This window comes from Sulfitobacter sp. DSM 110093, assembly GCF_022788715.1.
In the GTDB taxonomy this organism is placed as follows: domain Bacteria; phylum Pseudomonadota; class Alphaproteobacteria; order Rhodobacterales; family Rhodobacteraceae; genus Sulfitobacter.
On sequence record NZ_CP085167.1, the window covers coordinates 1,794,406 to 1,812,666 of the forward strand.

The 18,261-nt window shown below is 60.2% G+C and carries 13 protein-coding genes; 10 read left to right on the top strand and 3 right to left on the bottom strand.

The genetic code is table 11. The features are described 5' to 3' along the window. Positions 1-19: 19 nt before the first annotated feature. On the bottom strand, positions 20-3,433 hold the full coding sequence (locus DSM110093_RS08790; protein WP_243264701.1) for an indolepyruvate ferredoxin oxidoreductase family protein: 3,414 nt from the start codon (positions 3,431-3,433) through the stop codon (positions 20-22). A gap of 169 nt (positions 3,434-3,602) precedes the next feature. Here DSM110093_RS08790 and DSM110093_RS08795 point away from each other — a divergent pair, with 169 nt between their 5' ends. Together DSM110093_RS08795 and purL are read left to right on the top strand one after the other, a co-directional pair. After that, the gene (locus DSM110093_RS08795) at positions 3,603-4,514 is read left to right on the top strand and encodes a LysR family transcriptional regulator (RefSeq protein WP_093926035.1); all 912 of its coding nucleotides are present in this window, start codon (positions 3,603-3,605) and stop codon (positions 4,512-4,514) included. A 285-nt stretch (positions 4,515-4,799) separates the two neighbouring features. Then, a complete protein-coding gene (gene purL / locus DSM110093_RS08800) occupies positions 4,800-6,959 on the top strand; it encodes a phosphoribosylformylglycinamidine synthase subunit PurL (RefSeq protein WP_243264702.1) in 2,160 nt (719 codons plus the stop codon). A gap of 211 nt (positions 6,960-7,170) precedes the next feature. On the opposite strand, the gene DSM110093_RS08805 is transcribed toward purL, so the two are convergent. Both DSM110093_RS08805 and DSM110093_RS08810 read right to left on the bottom strand, forming a co-directional pair. Continuing rightward, positions 7,171-8,430, bottom strand: a complete 1,260-nt coding sequence (locus DSM110093_RS08805; protein ID WP_243264703.1) for a VWA domain-containing protein — start codon at positions 8,428-8,430, stop codon at positions 7,171-7,173. 18 nt (positions 8,431-8,448) lie between these two features. Then, positions 8,449-9,357 carry a MoxR family ATPase gene (locus tag DSM110093_RS08810; RefSeq protein ID WP_243264704.1) on the bottom strand — a complete coding sequence of 303 codons (909 nt, stop codon included), beginning with the start codon at positions 9,355-9,357 and terminating at the stop codon, positions 8,449-8,451. Positions 9,358-9,545: 188 nt separating this feature from the next. Here DSM110093_RS08810 and DSM110093_RS08815 point away from each other — a divergent pair, with 188 nt between their 5' ends. The 8 genes from DSM110093_RS08815 to DSM110093_RS08850 all read left to right on the top strand — a co-directional run bounded on the left by DSM110093_RS08815 (position 9,546) and on the right by DSM110093_RS08850 (position 18,203). Continuing rightward, positions 9,546-10,565 carry a glycosyltransferase family 2 protein gene (locus DSM110093_RS08815; protein ID WP_243264705.1) on the top strand — a complete coding sequence of 340 codons (1,020 nt, stop codon included), beginning with the start codon at positions 9,546-9,548 and terminating at the stop codon, positions 10,563-10,565. Continuing rightward, entirely contained in the window at positions 10,562-11,188 is a 627-nt protein-coding gene (locus tag DSM110093_RS08820) for a sulfotransferase (protein ID WP_243264706.1), read from the top strand. Before DSM110093_RS08815 ends, DSM110093_RS08820 begins: the two co-directional genes overlap by 4 nt. After that, positions 11,188-13,542 (top strand): glycosyltransferase family 2 protein, encoded by a 2,355-nt coding sequence (locus DSM110093_RS08825; RefSeq protein ID WP_243264707.1) that lies wholly within the window; start codon positions 11,188-11,190, stop codon positions 13,540-13,542. The genes DSM110093_RS08820 and DSM110093_RS08825 overlap by 1 nt, the downstream gene beginning before the upstream one ends. A gap of 3 nt (positions 13,543-13,545) precedes the next feature. Next, the gene (locus DSM110093_RS08830; RefSeq protein WP_243264708.1) at positions 13,546-14,235 is read left to right on the top strand and encodes an FkbM family methyltransferase; all 690 of its coding nucleotides are present in this window, start codon (positions 13,546-13,548) and stop codon (positions 14,233-14,235) included. Between the two features lies 1 nt (position 14,236). Further along, on the top strand, positions 14,237-15,286 hold the full coding sequence (locus DSM110093_RS08835; RefSeq protein WP_243267701.1) for a glycosyltransferase family 2 protein: 1,050 nt from the start codon (positions 14,237-14,239) through the stop codon (positions 15,284-15,286). 146 nt (positions 15,287-15,432) lie between these two features. Continuing rightward, positions 15,433-16,392, top strand: coding sequence for a phosphoadenosine phosphosulfate reductase (locus DSM110093_RS08840; RefSeq protein ID WP_243264709.1), 960 nt, complete (start codon positions 15,433-15,435; stop codon positions 16,390-16,392). A 46-nt stretch (positions 16,393-16,438) separates the two neighbouring features. Next, positions 16,439-17,470: a dihydroorotase gene (gene pyrC, locus DSM110093_RS08845; protein ID WP_243264710.1), complete on the top strand. Its 1,032-nt coding sequence runs from the start codon at positions 16,439-16,441 to the stop codon at positions 17,468-17,470. A gap of 55 nt (positions 17,471-17,525) precedes the next feature. Then, a complete protein-coding gene (locus DSM110093_RS08850) occupies positions 17,526-18,203 on the top strand; it encodes an orotate phosphoribosyltransferase (RefSeq protein WP_243264711.1) in 678 nt (225 codons plus the stop codon). Positions 18,204-18,261: the final 58 nt, after the last annotated feature.

Here is an 18,261-nt window from a genome sequence, read left to right on the forward strand (position 1 = left end):
GTGAAATGTAACAGCCGTATTACTCTGCCGCTTTCGCCGTCACCGTGCCGCCCGCGCGGATCACAGCCAACAGTTCTTCGCGCCGTTTTGCGGCTTTGGCCTCTGCCGCCTGTTTAACTGGGCCAAAGCCGCGGATCTGCAACGGTAATTCGGCCAGCGCCACGATGGCATCGCGGGTCTGATCGGTCAGCTTGGGCAGCACCTCGGCCATATCGGCCTCATACTGCTTGATCAATGCATGCTCCATCTTGCGCTCGGCGGTATAGCCGAAGGGATCGAGCGGCGTGCCGCGCAGCCCCTTGAACTTAGCCATGACCCGCAACGGCCCTTCGAGCCATTGACCAAACTCACGCTTCTGAGGACGACCGTTCGGCCCCATCTTCGAGATCAGCGGCGGCGCCATGTGGAAGGTCATTTTGAAATCACCATCAAACTCGGCCCGCGCTTTGTCACGGCTGGTGATGAGCAACCGGGCGACTTCGTATTCATCCTTGTAGCTCAGCAGCTTATGATAGCCCAAGGCGGCCGCCGCCTTCACGTCCCGGTCTTCGATCCCATCCAGCATTTTGGCATAGCGTTTGGCGAGACCCTTGCCTTGATACTCAGTCAGGTGGTTTTCGCGGAAGGCGATTTTGTCGTTCATTGACTTGGGCAATTCAACGATCTTCGGCTCGCTCACCAACTTGGCGTCCTGCGGGTAAAGAACGGCCCAGCGGCCAATCTCAAAGGCGCGCATGTTGCGCTCAACCGCAGCACCGTTCATTCGGATCGCCTCTTGCAGGCTTTCCAATGTCAGCGGCAGCAGCCCACGCTGCCAAGCCGCACCAAAGATCATCATGTTGGAAAAGATCGAATCGCCCAAAGCAGCCTTCGCCAGATCGGACGCATCGAACATCGCCACATCATCCTTCAGCCGCGCTTCCAGTGCCAGCGACAGACGGTCGTAAGGCATTTGGAATTCGGTATCACGGGTGAAATCCCCGGTGATGATCTGGTGCGAGTTCACAACCGCCCCGGTGCGACCCGGACGGGTCAGGCCCAACGTCTTGTGCCCTGCCGAAACAACCAGATCACCACCAATCAGCGCATGTGCTTCACCTGTCGCGACGCGAATAGCGCTGATGTCTTCAGGGCGCTCCGCCAGACGGCAATGGATATGAACCGCGCCGCCCTTCTGGGCGAGGCCCGCCATTTCCATCATGCCCGCACCCTTACCGTCCAATTGCGCAGCCTGTGCCAAGAGCGCACCGATGGTTACAACACCGGTGCCGCCGACACCGGTGATGACAACGTTATGAGTGCCGTCAATCTTGGGCAGTTCAGGCATCGGCAGGTCGGGAATGGTCAGTTCGGTTGTCGGGTCTTTGCGGACCTTGGCACCTTCCAGCGTGAGGAACGAAGGGCAGAACCCATTCACGCAGGAGAAATCCTTGTTGCAGGACGATTGGTCAATCGCGCGCTTGCGCCCCAGCTCTGTCTCATTCGGCACCACGGCCACGCAGTTCGACTGCACACCACAATCGCCGCAGCCCTCGCAAACGTCTTCGTTGATAAAGACACGCTTGTCGGGATCGGGGAACAAGCCCCGCTTACGGCGGCGGCGTTTTTCAGCGGCGCAGGTCTGGATATAGACTATCGCGCTGACGCCCTCATGCTCGCGGTAGGCCTTTTGCACATTTGGCATCTCATCGCGCTCATGCACTTCGACGCCTTTGAACCGCGCAAGGTCCACGTCTTCTTTCTCGTCATAGACCACGGCGATATGCTTGACGCCCATCGCTTTCAGTTCTTCCACGATCCGGTAGGAATCCAGATCGCCCTCATTATGCTGCCCGCCCGTCATGGCGACCGCATCATTGTAGAGGATCTTATAGGTGATGTTCGTCCCCGCCGCGATGGCCGCACGGATCGCCTGAACGCCAGAGTGGTTATAGGTGCCATCCCCAAGGTTCTGGAACACGTGCTTGGTATTAGAGAACGGTGCTTCCCCGATCCAGTTCGCGCCCTCACCGCCCATATGGGTAAAGCCGGTGGTCTCACGGTCCATCCACTGTACCATGTAGTGACAGCCGATGCCCGCATAGGCGCGGCTGCCTTCGGGCACTTTCGTCGAAGAGTTATGCGGGCAGCCTGCGCAATAGTAAGGCAGGCGCGCGGCGATATCCTCGGCATTGTCCGAACGGCGTGCCTCGTTCAGCGCCTCGAGTCCCGCTCGAATGCCGTCGGTCTCACGGCCCTCTTCCAACAGGATGCCGCCGATTTTTTCGGCGATCAGGATCGGGTCAAGCGCACCACGGGTCGGGAACAGCTCTTCGCCATGCTCCATGCCCGCGCCGCTTTTGTGCCAGCCATAAACCCGGCGGTGGGTGTCGTTAAACAGCGCTTCTTTGATCTGAATTTCGATCAGCTTGCGCTTTTCTTCGACCACCACGATCAGGTCCAGCCCATCAGCCCACTCATGGAACCCCTGCATGTCCAGCGGGAAGGTCTGGCCAATTTTATAGGTCGTGATACCGAGGCGCTCGGCCTCGTTCTCATCGATATTCAAAAGGCTCAGCGCATGCACCAGATCAAGCCAGTTCTTACCCGCAGCGGCAAAACCGATCTTGGCACCGCGCTTGCCCCACATGCGCTTGTCCATCTTGTTGGCATGAGAGAATGCCTCGGCCGCGAAACGCTTGTAATCGATCATCCGCGCTTCTTGCAGATGCGGCGTATCACCCAGACGAATGCTTAGACCGCCATCAGGCATGTCGAACTCCGGCGTGATCAGCTTCATCCGGTTCGGATCACCGTTCACCACACTGGTGGCCTCAACGGTGTCTTTCATCGTCTTCAGGCCGACCCAAAGGCCCGAGAACCGGCTCAGCGCCCAGCCATAGATACCGTAATCCAAGATTTCCTGCACACCAGCGGGCGAAACCACCGGCATATAGGCATCCACCATTGCCCATTCCGACTGGTGCAACACGGTGGAGGATTCACCGGTATGGTCATCCCCCATTGCCATCAGCACACCACCATGAGGCGACGTGCCCGCCATATTCGCATGGCGCATCACATCGCCGGTGCGGTCCACCCCCGGGCCTTTGCCGTACCATAGGCCATAGACGCCGTCGTATTTTCCCTCACCGCGCAGTTCCGCCTGTTGGCTGCCCCAAAGCATCGTCGCCGCGAGATCTTCGTTCAGACCCGGCTCAAAACGCACGTTATGTTCGGCCAGTTTCTTCTCAGCCCGCTGCATTTGCAGATCGACAGCGCCCAGCGGACTGCCCCGGTAGCCGGTCACATAGCCAGCAGTATTCAACCCCGCCGCACGGTCGCGGGCGGATTGCATCATCATCAACCGAACCAGCGCCTGCGTGCCGTTCAGCAGCACCGGGCTTTTCTCAAGGTCGAAACGGTCGTTCAGTGAAATCTTTTGCGTCGTCATGGCGGGCCCTCCCTAGCACGTCAGTCTTGCATGATTGCCTCCTATATAGGTCACAGTTGCTGACCTGTATAGCAGTTATTCTGCAACGGCAGCCCTGCAGGGGACGGTTTGTACTGTTTTCTCCCGCCTATTAAGATAGGAGAAAGGCTGGGCAAGGAAAGTACACGCCATGGATTGGGACAAACTCAGAATTTTTCACGCCGTGGCCGATGCCGGGTCGCTGACCCACGCGGGCGACAAATTAAACCTGTCGCAATCCGCGGTCAGTCGGCAGATTCGCGGGCTGGAAGAACAGCTGAATACCAACCTCTTCCACCGTCACGCGCGTGGGTTGATCCTGACCGAACAAGGTGAGTTGCTGTTTGACGCGACTTCAGCCATGGCCAAACGGCTTGATGCCGCTGCCGCCCGCATCCGCGACAGCGAAGAAGAAGTGTTCGGTGAGCTGCGTGTGACCACAACCACAGGCTTCGGCACGCTTTGGCTCGCCCCCCGCCTGCCCAAGCTTTATGAGCAATATCCCGACCTCAAAGTTGACCTGATGCTTGAAGAGCGCGTGCTGGACCTGCCCATGCGTGAGGCCGATGTGGCAATCCGCATGAAAGAACCAAGCCAAGCCGATCTGATCCGCAAACGTTTGATGACAGTCCGGATGGGGATCTACGCCAGCCCCGAATACCTAGAGAAACATGGCACCCCCAAGCGGATGGAGGATATGGCCGACCATCGCCTGATCTGCCAAAACACCGACAGCGATCAAGTAGGCGCCGGGCTGCAGCTGGTCAAAGAACTGATGATGTATGACCTCCGTTCGCTTTTGACGGTCAACAACTACTTTGGCGTGTTGCAGGGTGTCGTGCACCACCTTGGCCTTGGCGTGCTGCCCAATTACCTGATCCAAGATTTTCCGCATATCGTGCATGTCATGCCCGATATCGAATCCGCCGATGTGCCAGTCTACCTCGCCTACCCCGAAGAGTTGCGCCAATCAAAACGGGTCGCCGCCTTCAAGGATTTCGTCCAAGAAGAGATCATAACCTATCGCAAACAATGGCGTGAACGGACCGAAGGCGAAGGCTGAACTCCACATACAACCGCAGCCATGCAATAGGCGCATATCGGCCATGATGACTTGCCATGTTAATTAGCCTTGATTTGAACAGCCCTGCCTCCTATTTCACCATTATGAAGATTGACAGCCTGAGGGCGCGTCGCTTCATACCTCCCTGTTGGACTTGGCCGAGCTTTTAGCTCGGCCTTTTTTTTTGGCCCATCGCCTTCTTTCAGCCCACAGGCGGTCAAAGCCACTTCCCCCCCGGCATTTCCCCTTGTATGAGGGCGCAAACGCGCCAGCCGGGGAATTTCCATGCAAGATCCAGCCATCACGCCCGACCTCATCGCCAGCCACGGGTTCACACCCGAGGAATACGCCGAGGTCGTCAACATCCTCGGGCGCGAGCCGAACTACACCGAGATGGGCATTTTCTCGGCCATGTGGAACGAGCATTGCTCCTACAAGTCCTCCAAGAAATGGCTGCGCACCCTGCCCACCGACGGCCCCCAAGTCATCTGCGGCCCCGGCGAAAACGCCGGCGTGGTCGACATCGGTGACGGCCAGGCACTGGTCTTCAAGATGGAGAGCCACAACCACCCCTCCTACATCGAACCCTACCAAGGTGCGGCCACAGGCGTCGGCGGCATTCTGCGCGATGTCTTCACCATGGGCGCCCGCCCCATCGCGGCGATGAACGCGCTCAGCTTTGGCCGCCCTGACCACCCCAAGACCCGCCAACTTGTACATGGCGTCGTCGAAGGTGTCGGTGGCTATGGCAACTGTTTCGGCGTCCCCACCGTCGGCGGCGAAGTGCGGTTCGACACAGCCTATGATGGCAATTGCCTTGTGAACGCCTTCGCGGCGGGCCTCGCCGATGCCGACAAAATTTTCTACTCCGCCGCCTCCGGTGTCGGCATGCCGGTGGTCTACCTCGGTGCCAAAACAGGCCGCGACGGTGTTGGCGGGGCGACCATGGCCTCCGCCGAATTCGACGACACCATCGAAGAGAAACGCCCCACCGTTCAAGTCGGCGACCCCTTTACGGAAAAGCGCCTGATGGAAGCCACTCTAGAGCTCATGGCAACCGGCGCCGTGATCTCGATCCAAGACATGGGCGCTGCGGGCCTGACCTGCTCTGCCGTGGAAATGGGGGACAAAGGCGGCCTTGGCGTGCGTCTTGACCTTGAAAAAGTTCCGACGCGCGAGCCGCATATGACCGCCTATGAGATGATGCTCAGCGAGAGCCAAGAGCGTATGCTCATGGTGCTGCGCCCCGAGCTTGAGGCCGAAGCCAAAGCCGTCTTCGACAAATGGGACCTCGACTTCGCCATCGTCGGCGAAACCCTCCCCGAAGACCGCTTCCTCATTTGCCTCAACGGCGAAGTCAAAGCCGATCTGCCGCTGTCGAAACTCGCCTCCACCGCGCCGGAATATGACCGTCCTTGGGTCGAAACCCCTGCCGCCGCCGCTTTGTCCGACGCGCCAACCATCGACCCCATCGAAGGCCTCCGCGCCCTCATAGGCTCCGTGAACCACGCCTCCAAAGGGTGGGTTTATGAGCAATACGACACGATGGTCATGGGCGACACGGTCCGCCTGCCGGGCCTCGGCGCGGGCATCGTGCGGGTGCATGGCACCGACAAGGCGCTGGCCTTCACCTCCGACGTGACCCCACGCTACGTCAAAGCCAACCCAACCGAAGGCGGCAAACAGGCCGTCGCCGAAGCCTATCGCAACCTCTGCGCCGTGGGTGCCAAACCATTGGCGACAACCGACAACCTCAACTTCGGCAACCCCGAAAAACCCGAGATTATGGGCCAGTTCGTCGGCGCCATCAAAGGGATCGGCGAAGCTGTGGGCGCGCTCGACATGCCGATCGTATCGGGCAACGTATCGCTCTATAACGAGACTGACGGCAAAGGCATCCTGCCCACCCCCACCATCGGCGCTGTGGGCTTGCTCGACAATGTCGATGACATCATCAGCAATCAGCTGCGCGAAGGCCACGTGGCCCTTCTGGTTGGCACCACGGGCAGCCACCTCGGTCAATCCGCGCTGCTCGCCGAAGCTTTTGGCCGCACTGAGGGCGACGCCCCCCATGTCGATCTCGCAGCCGAACGCCGCCACGGCGAATTCATCCGCGCTCAGTCGAGCCAAATCTCCGCCTGCACCGACCTCGGCGATGGCGGCCTCGCCCTCGCCGCCTTTGAACTGGCCGAGACCGCTGGCATCGGCGTCGAAATCGAAAGCGATGACACCGCGGTGCTCTTCGGTGAAGACCAAGCCCGCTACCTCGTCGCCTGCACCACCGAGGCCGCCGAGGCCCTGATCGCCGCTGGGAAAGACGCCGATGTACCCGTGATCCAAATCGGCGCCTTCGGAGGCGACAAAATCAGCTTCGGCGCGGCCTCCGCCCTGCTGACTGATTTACGCGAGGTTTACCGCAGTACCTTCGCGAAGACCTTCGCCTAAGAAACTCTGGTTTCGGAGCCGCCCTTGCTTGAGACCAAACGGTCGTGCGCAGGGCGGCGGGACACGCTAAATCGCCGAGGGGCCCCTTTAGGGGATGCGGCTATTTCGCTTGGCGCAACGACAGGCGGGTGACAGGCCGGGATCAATCAAGGGTGGTTCCGAAACCTTCTGGTTTTGGAGAGACCCGCAGCCGCCTCCCTGGGCCTCGCGCCTAGCCTTCCGCGTTCAACCCAGCCAACATCCGCGCCTTTTCGCCCAGATCATCGGGGCGCGAGATCGCCTCGGCCAACGCTTCGAGCGACGCGATGGAATGCCCCGCGCGAAAACTATCAACGTGGGGCAGCATCGCCCGGATGCCCGCCGCCTTGGGTGCGAAACCATCCCATCTCAGAAGCGGGTTCAACCAAATCACCCGCCGTGCGGTCAGGTGCAACCGTTGCATCTGCCGCGCCAGTTCCACAGGGTCATCCCGATCAAGCCCATCGGTAACCAACAACACAACCGCACCCTGCCCCATAACGCGCCGCGACCAGTCGCGGTTAAAGGCCGCCAGTGCGGTGCCGATGCGCGTACCGCCCTCCCAATCTTGTGCCTGTGCACCAGCAGCGGCCAGCGCTGCATCTACGTCGCGCGTGGCCAGATGCCGGGTGATATTCGTCAGACGTGTGCCAAAGGTGAACCCATGCACCTGCGCCCAACCCGCCCCCTTGCGATTGGCGACCGCATGAAGAAAGTGCAGGATCACCCGGCTGTACTGGCTCATCGACCCAGAAATATCGCAAAGCACTACAAGGTTTGGATAGCGTTCTCGCGGCTTCATTCGGTAAAGCCGTTCCATCTCTCCGCCACGGCGAAGCGCTGCCTTCATTGTGCGCGGCACATCGATCCGCCCCTGCGCCGCAGCCTTATTGCGGCGGCTTGGCATCGGCGGTACGGGAAACTTGAGCTTGGCCAGCATCCGCTTTGCCTCTGCCACCTCGGCAAGGCTCATCTGTTCAAAATCCAATGACCGCAGCCGTTCGCGCGCGGACATCGTAAGACTGGCATCAACCTCCACCAGTGTTTCCTCCGGCGCGGGCGGCTCTTCCTTCTCTGGCGCTTCCGCCCCGTCCAACAATGCCTCCGCCGCGCGTTTTTCGGCCGGAGTTGCGGGGCGGTCCTCCTGCACCCCGCGAATGGCAGGCAGCATCGCAGCCATCATATGTTCCAGATAGCGGGGATCGCGCCAATAAAGCCGGAATATCTGCGCAAAAACCCGCGCCTGTTCAGGACGACTCACGAAACAGGCATGCAACATCCAATAGAAATCTCGACGGCTGGTAAATCCCACAGCGGCGACAGCTTCCACAGCCTCAACAACCCGTCCCGGTCCGATCAAAAGCCCTGCACGCCGCAAAGCGCGAGCAAAATGCGTGATATTGCCTGCAAGCTTTGGATCGTCCGGTAAATCAAGGGGGAGTTGCTCAGCCAATTCTGCCTACCCGCCTACTCACTCTGGCGACAGTGATGCACGGGCTTGCTCAAGAATGCGCGCGGCCTCTGACCCGTGTAGCTTGGCAATGTCGTCTTGGTATTTCAGCACGGCCCCTAGCGTGTCGGCGATGACTTCGGGACTAAGCGTTGTCACATCCAGCGCCAGCAGGCATTTTGCCCAATCGATCGTCTCGGCTACACCGGGTTTCTTGAACAGATCCTCGGTGCGCAATTGCTGGACAAAGGCCACGACTTCACGGCTAAGCGTTTTTGCAGCCTCCGGTGCACGGGCCTGCAAGATCGCCATTTCGCGCGCCACATCGGGGTAATCGACCCAGTGGTACAGGCATCGCCGTTTCAACGCGTCGTGCACTTCCCGCGTGCGGTTCGATGTCAGGATCACAATCGGAGGCTCGGGTGCGCGGATGGTACCAAGCTCAGGGATCGTCACCTGAAAATCACTCAACGCTTCCAGAAGAAATGCTTCAAACGGTGCATCTGTCCGGTCCAGCTCGTCGATCAACAACACCGGCGCGCCGTGTTCATCCGGGCGCATGGCCTGCAAAAGCGGGCGCTCAATCAGATAGTCGTCACTAAACAGCTCCTGCGTCAGCGCGCGACGGTCCGCGCCGCCGCCAGCCTCAGCCGTACGGATCGCGACCATCTGGGCGGGAAAATTCCATTCATAGACCGCGCTGGAGGCGTCCAACCCTTCATAACATTGCAGCCGGATCAACCGCCGCCCTAGCCCGGCGGCAAGTGCTTTGGCGATTTCGGTCTTGCCGGTGCCTGCTTCGCCTTCCAAAAACAAGGGCCGCCCCAGCGTCAGGCTCAGGAAAACCACAACCCCAAGAGCCCGGTCGCAGACATAGCCCTCTGCGCTTAGCATCTCTTGGACCGCGTCGATGGTATCAAAGTTTTTCATGGGCCCAGTGGTGCATTCCCGCCCCGCCCCGTCAAGGGGGCTGACGTGGCCCAATAGATTGACGTGTTTTCCCCACGCTGCCATAGTCTTAACCAATAATTCACGGCCACTGGGGAAAACCACCGGGGCCACAGGGGCAGGTATGGGACAAAGCACTATCATCGCGATCCGGCGCGTCGGGGCCTGACATGCGCATTACCGCCGTCACCTGCGTCAAAAACGAAGGCCCCTTTCTGCTGGAGTGGATTGCCTTCAACCGGGTGATCGGGGTTACGGATTTTCTGTTCTATTCAAACGATTGCAGCGACGGGACCGACCGATTGCTTGATGCCTTGCAAGGGCACGGCATCATCACCCACCTGCCGAACCCAGCCACCAACCGAAACTACCAAATGCAAGCGCTCAAGGACGCACGGCGGCAATCTATTGTCTCAGAGGCCGATTGGGTCTGGGTCGCGGATGTGGATGAATTTATGAACATTCATGTGGGCGACAACCGCCTGCCCGCACTGATTGAGGCTTGTGGCAATCCGCAGGCAATCTCTGTGCATTTTCAGTTCTTTGCCAATAGCGGGGTCGCGGATTTCGTTGATGCGCCTGTGATCGAACAATTCACCCATAGCCACAACCCAGACATCTGCGGCGCTGAGATGGCGATTGAGGTTAAGTCGTTAGTCCGGCGCGATTTTCCCCTTGGCTACTACGGTGCGCATCGACCCTTTCATGATGACGAAATAGACCAGCCACAGTGGACGGATGGCGCGGGTCGGCAAGTCCCTTCGCCGTTTCGCGGGGCTATTAACAAACGCCGCATCCGCGCTTTTCCAGCGCGCGGCGCACGGCGCTTTGCGACGCTGAATCACTACGCACTGCGCTCTCTCGACAGCTATCTGGTCAAGAATGACCGGGGTGACGTGAACCGCGAGCATCGCGCGTTTGACGACACATATTGGCGCGAACGCAATGATGCCGCATGGGAGGATCGCTCGGTCCAGCGCTACCTGCCCGCCCTTTGCGCAGAGATGGACCGCCTCAAGGCCTTGCCCGGCATCGCAGATCTTCATTCAGACACCGTCGCCGCGCACCGCGCCCGACGCGACGCGCTGCTCGCCGATCCGGCCTATGTGGAAATGCGCCAGCAACTGCTTAGCGCCAGCCCCTATTGCACCGCCGAAGCGGACATCCGCGCTGAGATCTGCCTGCCATGATGGGCCCGCGCATTATCAACCTTGGCCTGCCCAAAACCGGCACCACGACGCTCACCGATGCGCTGCGCCACGCGGGGCTAAAGGTCGCCGATTGGCGCATCCGCAAGGGCCAAAGCAGCCTGCCTGAGATCACCGGCGAACATGTCGGGCGGATCATCTACGCCGATTACTTTGACAGCGGTGACCCGCTAGCGCGACTCCGGGAATTCGACGTGGTGAATGAAGTGAGCGCCGTCCGCCATGATCGCAGCCTCTGGCCCCAGACCGATTGGGCGCTGTTGAGCGCAATTCAATCACATCATCCAGATATCAAGTTCCTTTTGTCGCACCGCGATCCGGCCAGAACGGCCAATAGCATGATGCGCTGGAACAATTTGGGGCGAAGGCGTCTACCGCAAGCCGATGTGCCGGGCCTGCCACGCGGTTTCGGGCGCAGCGAGGCCGAGCTAGCCAAATGGGTCGAAGGACATTTCACCTTTTGCCGCCGTGTCTTTGCCGGATGTGACAACTTTCTAGAGTTCGACATCGAAGACCCCGGTGCGCGCCACAAAATCGCTGGATACCTCGGTATCGATCTGCCGTGGTGGGGCCAAAGCAATACCGGCAAGACGGAGGTCGAGTGATGCGCCTGACCCTGTTTATCGGCCCAACAGAGAGAGCCGCAGCACGGCTGCGCAACATTCTGCAACAGCAAAAGGATGTGTTGTTAAATCAGGGCGTTTTGGCCGCCGATTGGAACCATGTCCGACTTTATGCCGCCTGCGCCGCGCCTGAGGCCGTGGGGCTGCTGCGTCATCGTCGCGGGCTGGACAGCGCACTAATCGGCCCCACGCTGCGTGATGAATTTCACGCGCTGATTGCCCGCGATCTGGCCGAAACCCGCGCGGATCATGTGGTGCTGAGTGCGGCCCAACTGGGAAACCTGCTGTCGCGCCCCGAAGAATTGACCCACCTACATAACCTGCTGAGGACGCATTTCGACGACATCCAAATCATCGCCCATTTGGACGAGCAGGCCCGGCTTCTGACAGCGCATTATGACTTTGCTGTGACCGAGGGCCGCCGCCATTCATTGTCCCAAGAACTGGCCTTGGCTGCGCGTGACGACTGGTGGCAAGGCGCGCTTGACGCTCGCGAGATTGCACCTGACTTCGGCATTTTTCCCGACGTGCAGGACCCGCCTTTTTGGCTGGATTATCAAGCCCTTCACGCCCATTGGGCAGCGGCATTTGGAGCGGATAACATTCATTTTCGCCCGGCGCGTCTATCACATCTGTTGTCCAAACATGGTGCCAGTGAGATTGCGGATTGCCTTGGTCTCATCGCGCCCCTCGGATCGGTTGATCCGGGCCGTACGTCTGCTCCTTTGCCTGCGTCTTGGCTCACACGGATGCGACAGTTTAACGACGTGTTGATCCGCTACCTTCAAGTGAATGACCTTTCCTGTCCGCGCAAGACATGGTCCCAGATGTTGCAGGGGTTTCAGACAGGAGGTGCGCCAATCAAACCCGGAAGCCTCGCCCCGATCTCGGCCCACTTCGCGGCGGGCAATGCATCACTTGCCGCACGGTTTCCGGCACTGGCCGTGGCACTGACCCCGGACAGCCCAGAACCGCTCTGGAACGAGGCAGACCCCACCTATGGCTTTCGCGCGACGCAATACCTTGCCGCCTTTGCTCACCGAATCCGCACCACCGCGATCCCGCTGGCGCAGAAACGCGCAGAAACCGATATAGCCCGCGCATCGGCCGAAAAATTCAAGTCAATGCTGCACAATCCAGAGGCTTCGGAAGCCGACCGCGAAGCCAAAGCCCGACTGTTGAACCGGGTGAAGGTGAACCATGAGATGATCCTCTGCAGTCCCTTCCGCCCCCATAACCGCATAGCCCCCGAGAGCGAAGACCAGCCAGCGCCTGCGTATAACCCTGTACCGCCCCGCATCCTGCCGCCCGGCAGCAGTGGCAATGTCATCGTCGGCTGTATGAAGAACGAGGCGCCCTACATCCTTGAGTGGGTCGCCTATCACCGCGCCGTGGGGTTCGACAATTTCCTGATCTACACCAATGATTGCACCGATGGCACCGATGCGGTGCTGGGACGGTTGCAAGAGATGGGTGTCCTTCAGCATCGCAACAACGACGATTGGAAAGGCAACTCTCCGCAACAGCACGCTTTGAACCAAGCGCTGAAAGAGCCGCTGATCCGCGACGCGGATTGGATCGCGCATATCGACGTGGATGAATTCGTGAACATCCGTACCGGCAATGGCCGGCTTGAAGATTTCTTTGCCGCCGCGCCGGACGCCAGCAACGTCGCGATGACATGGCGGCTCTTTGGCCATAACGGGGTCACAGCCCTTTCAGACGCTCCGGTGATCGGCCAATTCGACAACTGTGCGCCTGCCTTTTGCCCAAAACCCCATACCGCATGGGGGTTCAAAACGATGTTCCGCAACATCGGCGCCTATGAAAAACTTTCCTGCCACCGGCCCAACAAGCTGAACGATGGGCTGGCGGAGCGGGTCAAATGGGTCAACGGCGCGGGCCGCGACATGACGCGCGACGCGCTGCGCAACGGCTGGCGATCATCGAAAAGCAACATCGGCTATGACCTGCTGCAACTCAACCACTACGCCCTACGCTCAGCCGATTCCTTCCTTGTCAAACGTCAGCGAGGGCGCGCGTTGCATGTCGACCGTTCAATCGGGATCAACTACTGGATCCGCATGGATTGGAACGACCACCGCGATATCTCAATCCAGCGCAACCTACCGCGCCTCCGCGCCGAGATGGACCGCCTATTGGCAGACGAACATCTGCGCACACATCACCAAGCGGGCCTTGCTTGGCATCGCGCCAAGGCAGAAGAACTGCACCAGATACCAGAGTTCCGCGATCTCTACCGCCAAGCGCTTAACACTAAGTTAAGCGCGACCGAGCGGGTCGCCTATGCCCTCGCCCTCGACATGGAAAGCTGACCCGTGACCGACACCCCGCCTGACCCTAATTATATCCTTTCCCGCGGCATGAAGTTCCCCGATGATCCCACGATCCTGCGCGGGCGGATCCGCAAACTGCTGCGCCAAAACGCTTATGAGGCGAAAGAGAGCGAAGCCGCCCTGCGCGTGGTTCGCGAGGGCGACCGAGTGATCGAACTGGGCGGCGGGGTTGGCTATATGTCGACACTGGTGGCCAGCAAACGCAAGGTCACCTCGGTACATTCCTTTGAAGCGAACCCCAACCTCATCCCCTACATCCGCCGGGTCCACGCGGCCAATGGGTTGAGCAATGCCCATGTCACCAATGCCATCCTAGGCCCCGCGCCCGGCAAGGTCGACTTCCACGTGCGCGAACAGATCCTGTCGTCTTCGATGACCCGCTTTGACGGCGAAGCACCGCCCGAGACTCACCAGATTGACGTGCTGGATGCTGCAAAGGTCTTCGCCGATCTCACCCCCACCGTTCTGATTTGCGACATCGAAGGTGCCGAAGTTGACCTGATCCCGGCCTTGCCCCTCAATAATCTCCGCGCCGCCATTATAGAACTACATCCGCAGTGGATTGGCCCTGAGGGGGTTAACAAGGTATTTAGCGCCTTCATGCAGGCCGGAATGGCCTATTACCACCTTGGTTCGCACAACAAAGTCGTGGCTTTCCGCCGTGAGTGGTAAGATCTCTCACCTTGCGATCCTTTGCGTCCGCAACGAGGGCGCGTTCTTGCTGGAATGGCTGGCGCATCACCGCGCCATCGGCTTCGACCATGTGCTGGTCTTTTCCAACGATTGCGACGATGGCACGGATGCGATGCTGGATCGGCTGCAAGCGCTTGGTGGCGTGACCCACATCCGCAACGACGGCCCCTATGAGAAAGGTGGCATTCAGTTCACCGCCCTGAAAGCCGCTGCCAAATTGGAGGTGGTGCAACAGGCAGAGTGGATCTTGCCCCTTGATGTTGATGAATTCGTCAACATCCATTGCGGGGATCACAGCCTTGCTGCACTGCACGCAGCCCTCCCCGACGCCACTGCAATCACCCTTACTTGGCGGCTGTTTGGCAACAGCGATCAGGTCCGCTATGCAGACCATCCAGTGACCGAAGGCTTTACTCGATGTGCGCCCGCCGTGATGCATTGGCCCTGGCGTGCCGCGATGTTCAAGACGCTTTACCGCAACGATGGCACCTATGCGCAGCCCGGCGTGCACCGCCCGCGCAGCCCCGATCCGGCAAAGATCGACCAAGCCCGTTGGTTCGACAGCCATGGCCGCGCCCTGCCGGACCTGTTCAAGACCAAACGAATTTTTTCCAATTACGGGCGCCAGAACCACGGGCTGGCCCAGATTAACCACTATCCTTTAGGCGCAATGGAGACCTATATCCTCAAGGCCGATCGCGGTCGCGCAGTACACAATGACCATCTGTTGGGGCTGGACTACTGGGTAGAGCGGAATTTCAACACTGACACCGACACGTCAATCAGGGCCACAGCCCCGGCACGCAACCGCGTGTTTACAGTGCTGAAGGCTGATCCCGAACTCGCCACGCTTCACGAAAGCGCAGTCGCATGGCGCCGTGCCCGCTTTGATACGCTGATGGAACAAGAACCCTTCCGCGCTCTGTTTGGACGCCTGCTCATGACCCCACCAAGTCGCCCGGTCACCGCCAAGGCGGCACGGCTTATGGTAGAATACGCAAGACGCAGCCGAAGGCACGCGGGCCAATAACCGCGCGCCAGTCGCCGCACTGCCCCCGGAAAACCGTCACATTCTCTTCAAATTCTCACTGTTTTTCCGCATTTTCGCCCTATTTTCTGGCTACCACTAGCTGAAATGGCAGTTCTGCTCTGCCGCGACTAGCCCGAGGATGCCCGATGCCGAGCGATACGCCCACGATCGACAGTTCACTGGCCGATATGCCCAAACGCAAGTGGTTGCGCGCGGTAGAGGCCGTGGCCGAGGAAGATGGATATTTCCAATCGCTCGGCAAAAGCCATTTCTCTGCCTTCATTGAACGTGACACCACACTGCTGGTCACCTTTGAAACCTACCAAGGCATGCACGCGCTTTCCGATAAGGCGCAGCCTTTGGGCTGGGACATGGTCCGCAACCACGATTGGTCGCATCTGTGTCTTGCCAGCGATGGCGACACATGGTTCCGCTCTGAAGAGGTCTATGCCTATTTTGACCGGCTGATCGATGACGGTTTCTTCGACGAATTCGAACGAGTGCTGTTTTATGGCGCTGGCCCCTGCGCCTATGCCGCCGCCGCCTATTCCGTCGCGTCCCCCGGTGCGGCGGTCGTAGCGATCCAACCACAGGCCACGCTCAACCCGCGCATCACCGAATGGGACGACCGTTTCGCCGACATGCGCATCCTCGATTTCACCTCCCGCTATGGCTATGCACCGGATATGCTCGACGCCGCGGAGCGGGTTTTTGTTCTCTACGACCCAAAAGAGAAACTCGATGCGATGCATGCGGCGCTATTTACCCGCGCGAATGTCACCAAGCTGCGCATGCCCTTCATGGGCGACGCGCTGCAAACCGATCTGCTGGAAATCGACCAACTTGACCCACTGCTCCAAGCCGCCGCCGAAGGCTCGTTGGACGCGGCACGGTTCGCCGCACTCTACCGCGCGCGCCGTGACTACCTGCCCTATCTGCGCAACCTCAGCCAAGCGGTGAATGCCCAGGGGCGCGAACTGCTGCTTGAAGCGGTCTGCGCCAATGTCAGCGCGCGGATGAGTGCCCCGCGCTTTGCCCGCCGTCTTGAACGCATCCGCGCCCGCCGTCAGGCAGATGTGGCCGAGGTGGCAACCGCCAGCGGATAGGTTTTCAATCTGGCGCGCGCCCCCGCTCTGTGCTAGCCCCGCGCCCATGACACAAAGCCTCACGATCCGCCGTCCCGACGATTGGCACCTGCACCTGCGCGACGGCGACATGCTGCACGCCGTGCTGCCCCATAGCGCGCGCGACTTCGCCCGCGCTATCATCATGCCAAATCTCGTGCCCCCGGTAGTGACCGGCGCCCAAGCCGCCGCCTACCGCGACCGGATCATGGCGGCCCTGCCCGAAGGCACGGATTTCACCCCGCTGCTGACCCTCTACCTGACCGAGGATACCGACCCCGACGACGTGGCCCGCGCCCACGCCCAAGGGCTGATCCACGCCGTCAAACTCTACCCCGCGGGCGCCACCACCAACTCCGCCAGCGGTGTCTCAAACTTCGACAAAGTCGCCCCCGTGCTCGACCGTATGGCCGAGATCGGCCTGCCTCTTTGCACCCACGGCGAAGTCACAGACAGCGAAATCGACATCTTCGACCGCGAAGCCGTCTTCATCGACCGCGTGCTCGACCCGATCCGCCGCGCGCATCCCGCGCTGCGCGTGATCATGGAACATATCACCACCTCTGACGCCGCCGACTATGTGCGCAGCAACGACAGCGGCCTTGCGGCCACGATCACCACGCATCACCTCGTGATCAACCGCAACCACATCCTCGCTGGCGGCATCCGCCCGCATTACTACTGCCTGCCCGTGGCCAAACGCGAGACCCACCGCCTCGCCCTGCGCGCCGCCGCCACTTCCGGCGACACGCGCTTCTTTCTTGGCACCGACAGCGCGCCCCATACCGATGGCGCGAAGCTCCAACCCTGCGGCTGCGCGGGCTGTTTCACCGCGCCCAACACAATGTCGATCCTCGCACAGGTTTTTGAGGAAGACAGCGCGCTCGACAAGCTCGAAGCCTTCACCTCACTCAACGGCCCCGCCTTTTACGGCCTGCCGCCAAATGAGACGCAGATCACCCTGCGCCGCGAAGCGCCAACCCACCCCGCCAGCATCGACACGCCCGACGGCCCGGTCACGGTCTTCGACCCCGGCTTCGCTCTGCATTGGACCACCTAATCTTCATCCTTTCTTAAATACCGCTCCGACCTCTCCCCAGCCAAGGACGCCTGCCATGATCCCCACCAGCCACCCCAGCCCCGAAGAAATGGCCCGCCTCACCGCGCGCATGTTGCTGGAGATCGGCGCGGTGCATTTCAACGCGGATGAACCCTTCACGCTGGCCTCGGGTCTACCAAGCCCTACCTATATCGACTGCCGCAAGCTGATCTCCCACCCGCGCATCCGGTCGACACTGATGGATTTCCTCACCGTCACCGTGATGCGCAACGCGGGGTTTGAGGCTTTTGACAATATCGCCGGCGGCGAGACGGCGGGCATCCCATTCGCCGCCATGGTCGCGGAGCGGATGGCGCTTCCGATGACCTATGTCCGTAAAAAGCCCAAAGGCTATGGCCGCAACGCGCGGATCGAAGGAGACATGACCGAAGGCCAGCGCGTGCTGCTGGTCGAGGACCTGACCACCGATGGGGGCTCAAAGCTCAGCTTTGTTGACGCGATTCGGGAAACCGGCGCTAGCTGCGCCCATACCGCCGTGATCTTCCACTACGGCATTTTCCCACAAACCGAAAAGACCCTTGGTGACCATGGCGTTAGCCTTCATGCGCTCTGCACATGGTGGGATGTACTGGCCGAAGCACGCGCACAAAATGCCTTTGACGCGGCCACCCTGACCGAGGTCGAAGCCTTTCTCAACGCCCCGCGCGAGTGGCAAGAATCCCGCAAAAACTAAGCCAAATCCGGCCAGATGTTGACGCAGGCCCCCACCACACTGCAAGATGTGGTAGGGC

Coding starts and splice junctions, on each gene's coding strand:
- DSM110093_RS08790 (WP_243264701.1), bottom strand. CDS start 3,433: ATGACGACGCAAAAGATTTCACTGAACGACCGTTTCGACCTTGAGAAA.
- DSM110093_RS08795 (WP_093926035.1), top strand. CDS start 3,603: ATGGATTGGGACAAACTCAGAATTTTTCACGCCGTGGCCGATGCCGGG.
- purL (WP_243264702.1), top strand. CDS start 4,800: ATGCAAGATCCAGCCATCACGCCCGACCTCATCGCCAGCCACGGGTTC.
- DSM110093_RS08810 (WP_243264704.1), bottom strand. CDS start 9,357: ATGAAAAACTTTGATACCATCGACGCGGTCCAAGAGATGCTAAGCGCA.
- DSM110093_RS08815 (WP_243264705.1), top strand. CDS start 9,546: ATGCGCATTACCGCCGTCACCTGCGTCAAAAACGAAGGCCCCTTTCTG.
- DSM110093_RS08820 (WP_243264706.1), top strand. CDS start 10,562: ATGATGGGCCCGCGCATTATCAACCTTGGCCTGCCCAAAACCGGCACC.
- DSM110093_RS08825 (WP_243264707.1), top strand. CDS start 11,188: ATGCGCCTGACCCTGTTTATCGGCCCAACAGAGAGAGCCGCAGCACGG.
- DSM110093_RS08840 (WP_243264709.1), top strand. CDS start 15,433: ATGCCGAGCGATACGCCCACGATCGACAGTTCACTGGCCGATATGCCC.
- pyrC (WP_243264710.1), top strand. CDS start 16,439: ATGACACAAAGCCTCACGATCCGCCGTCCCGACGATTGGCACCTGCAC.
- DSM110093_RS08850 (WP_243264711.1), top strand. CDS start 17,526: ATGATCCCCACCAGCCACCCCAGCCCCGAAGAAATGGCCCGCCTCACC.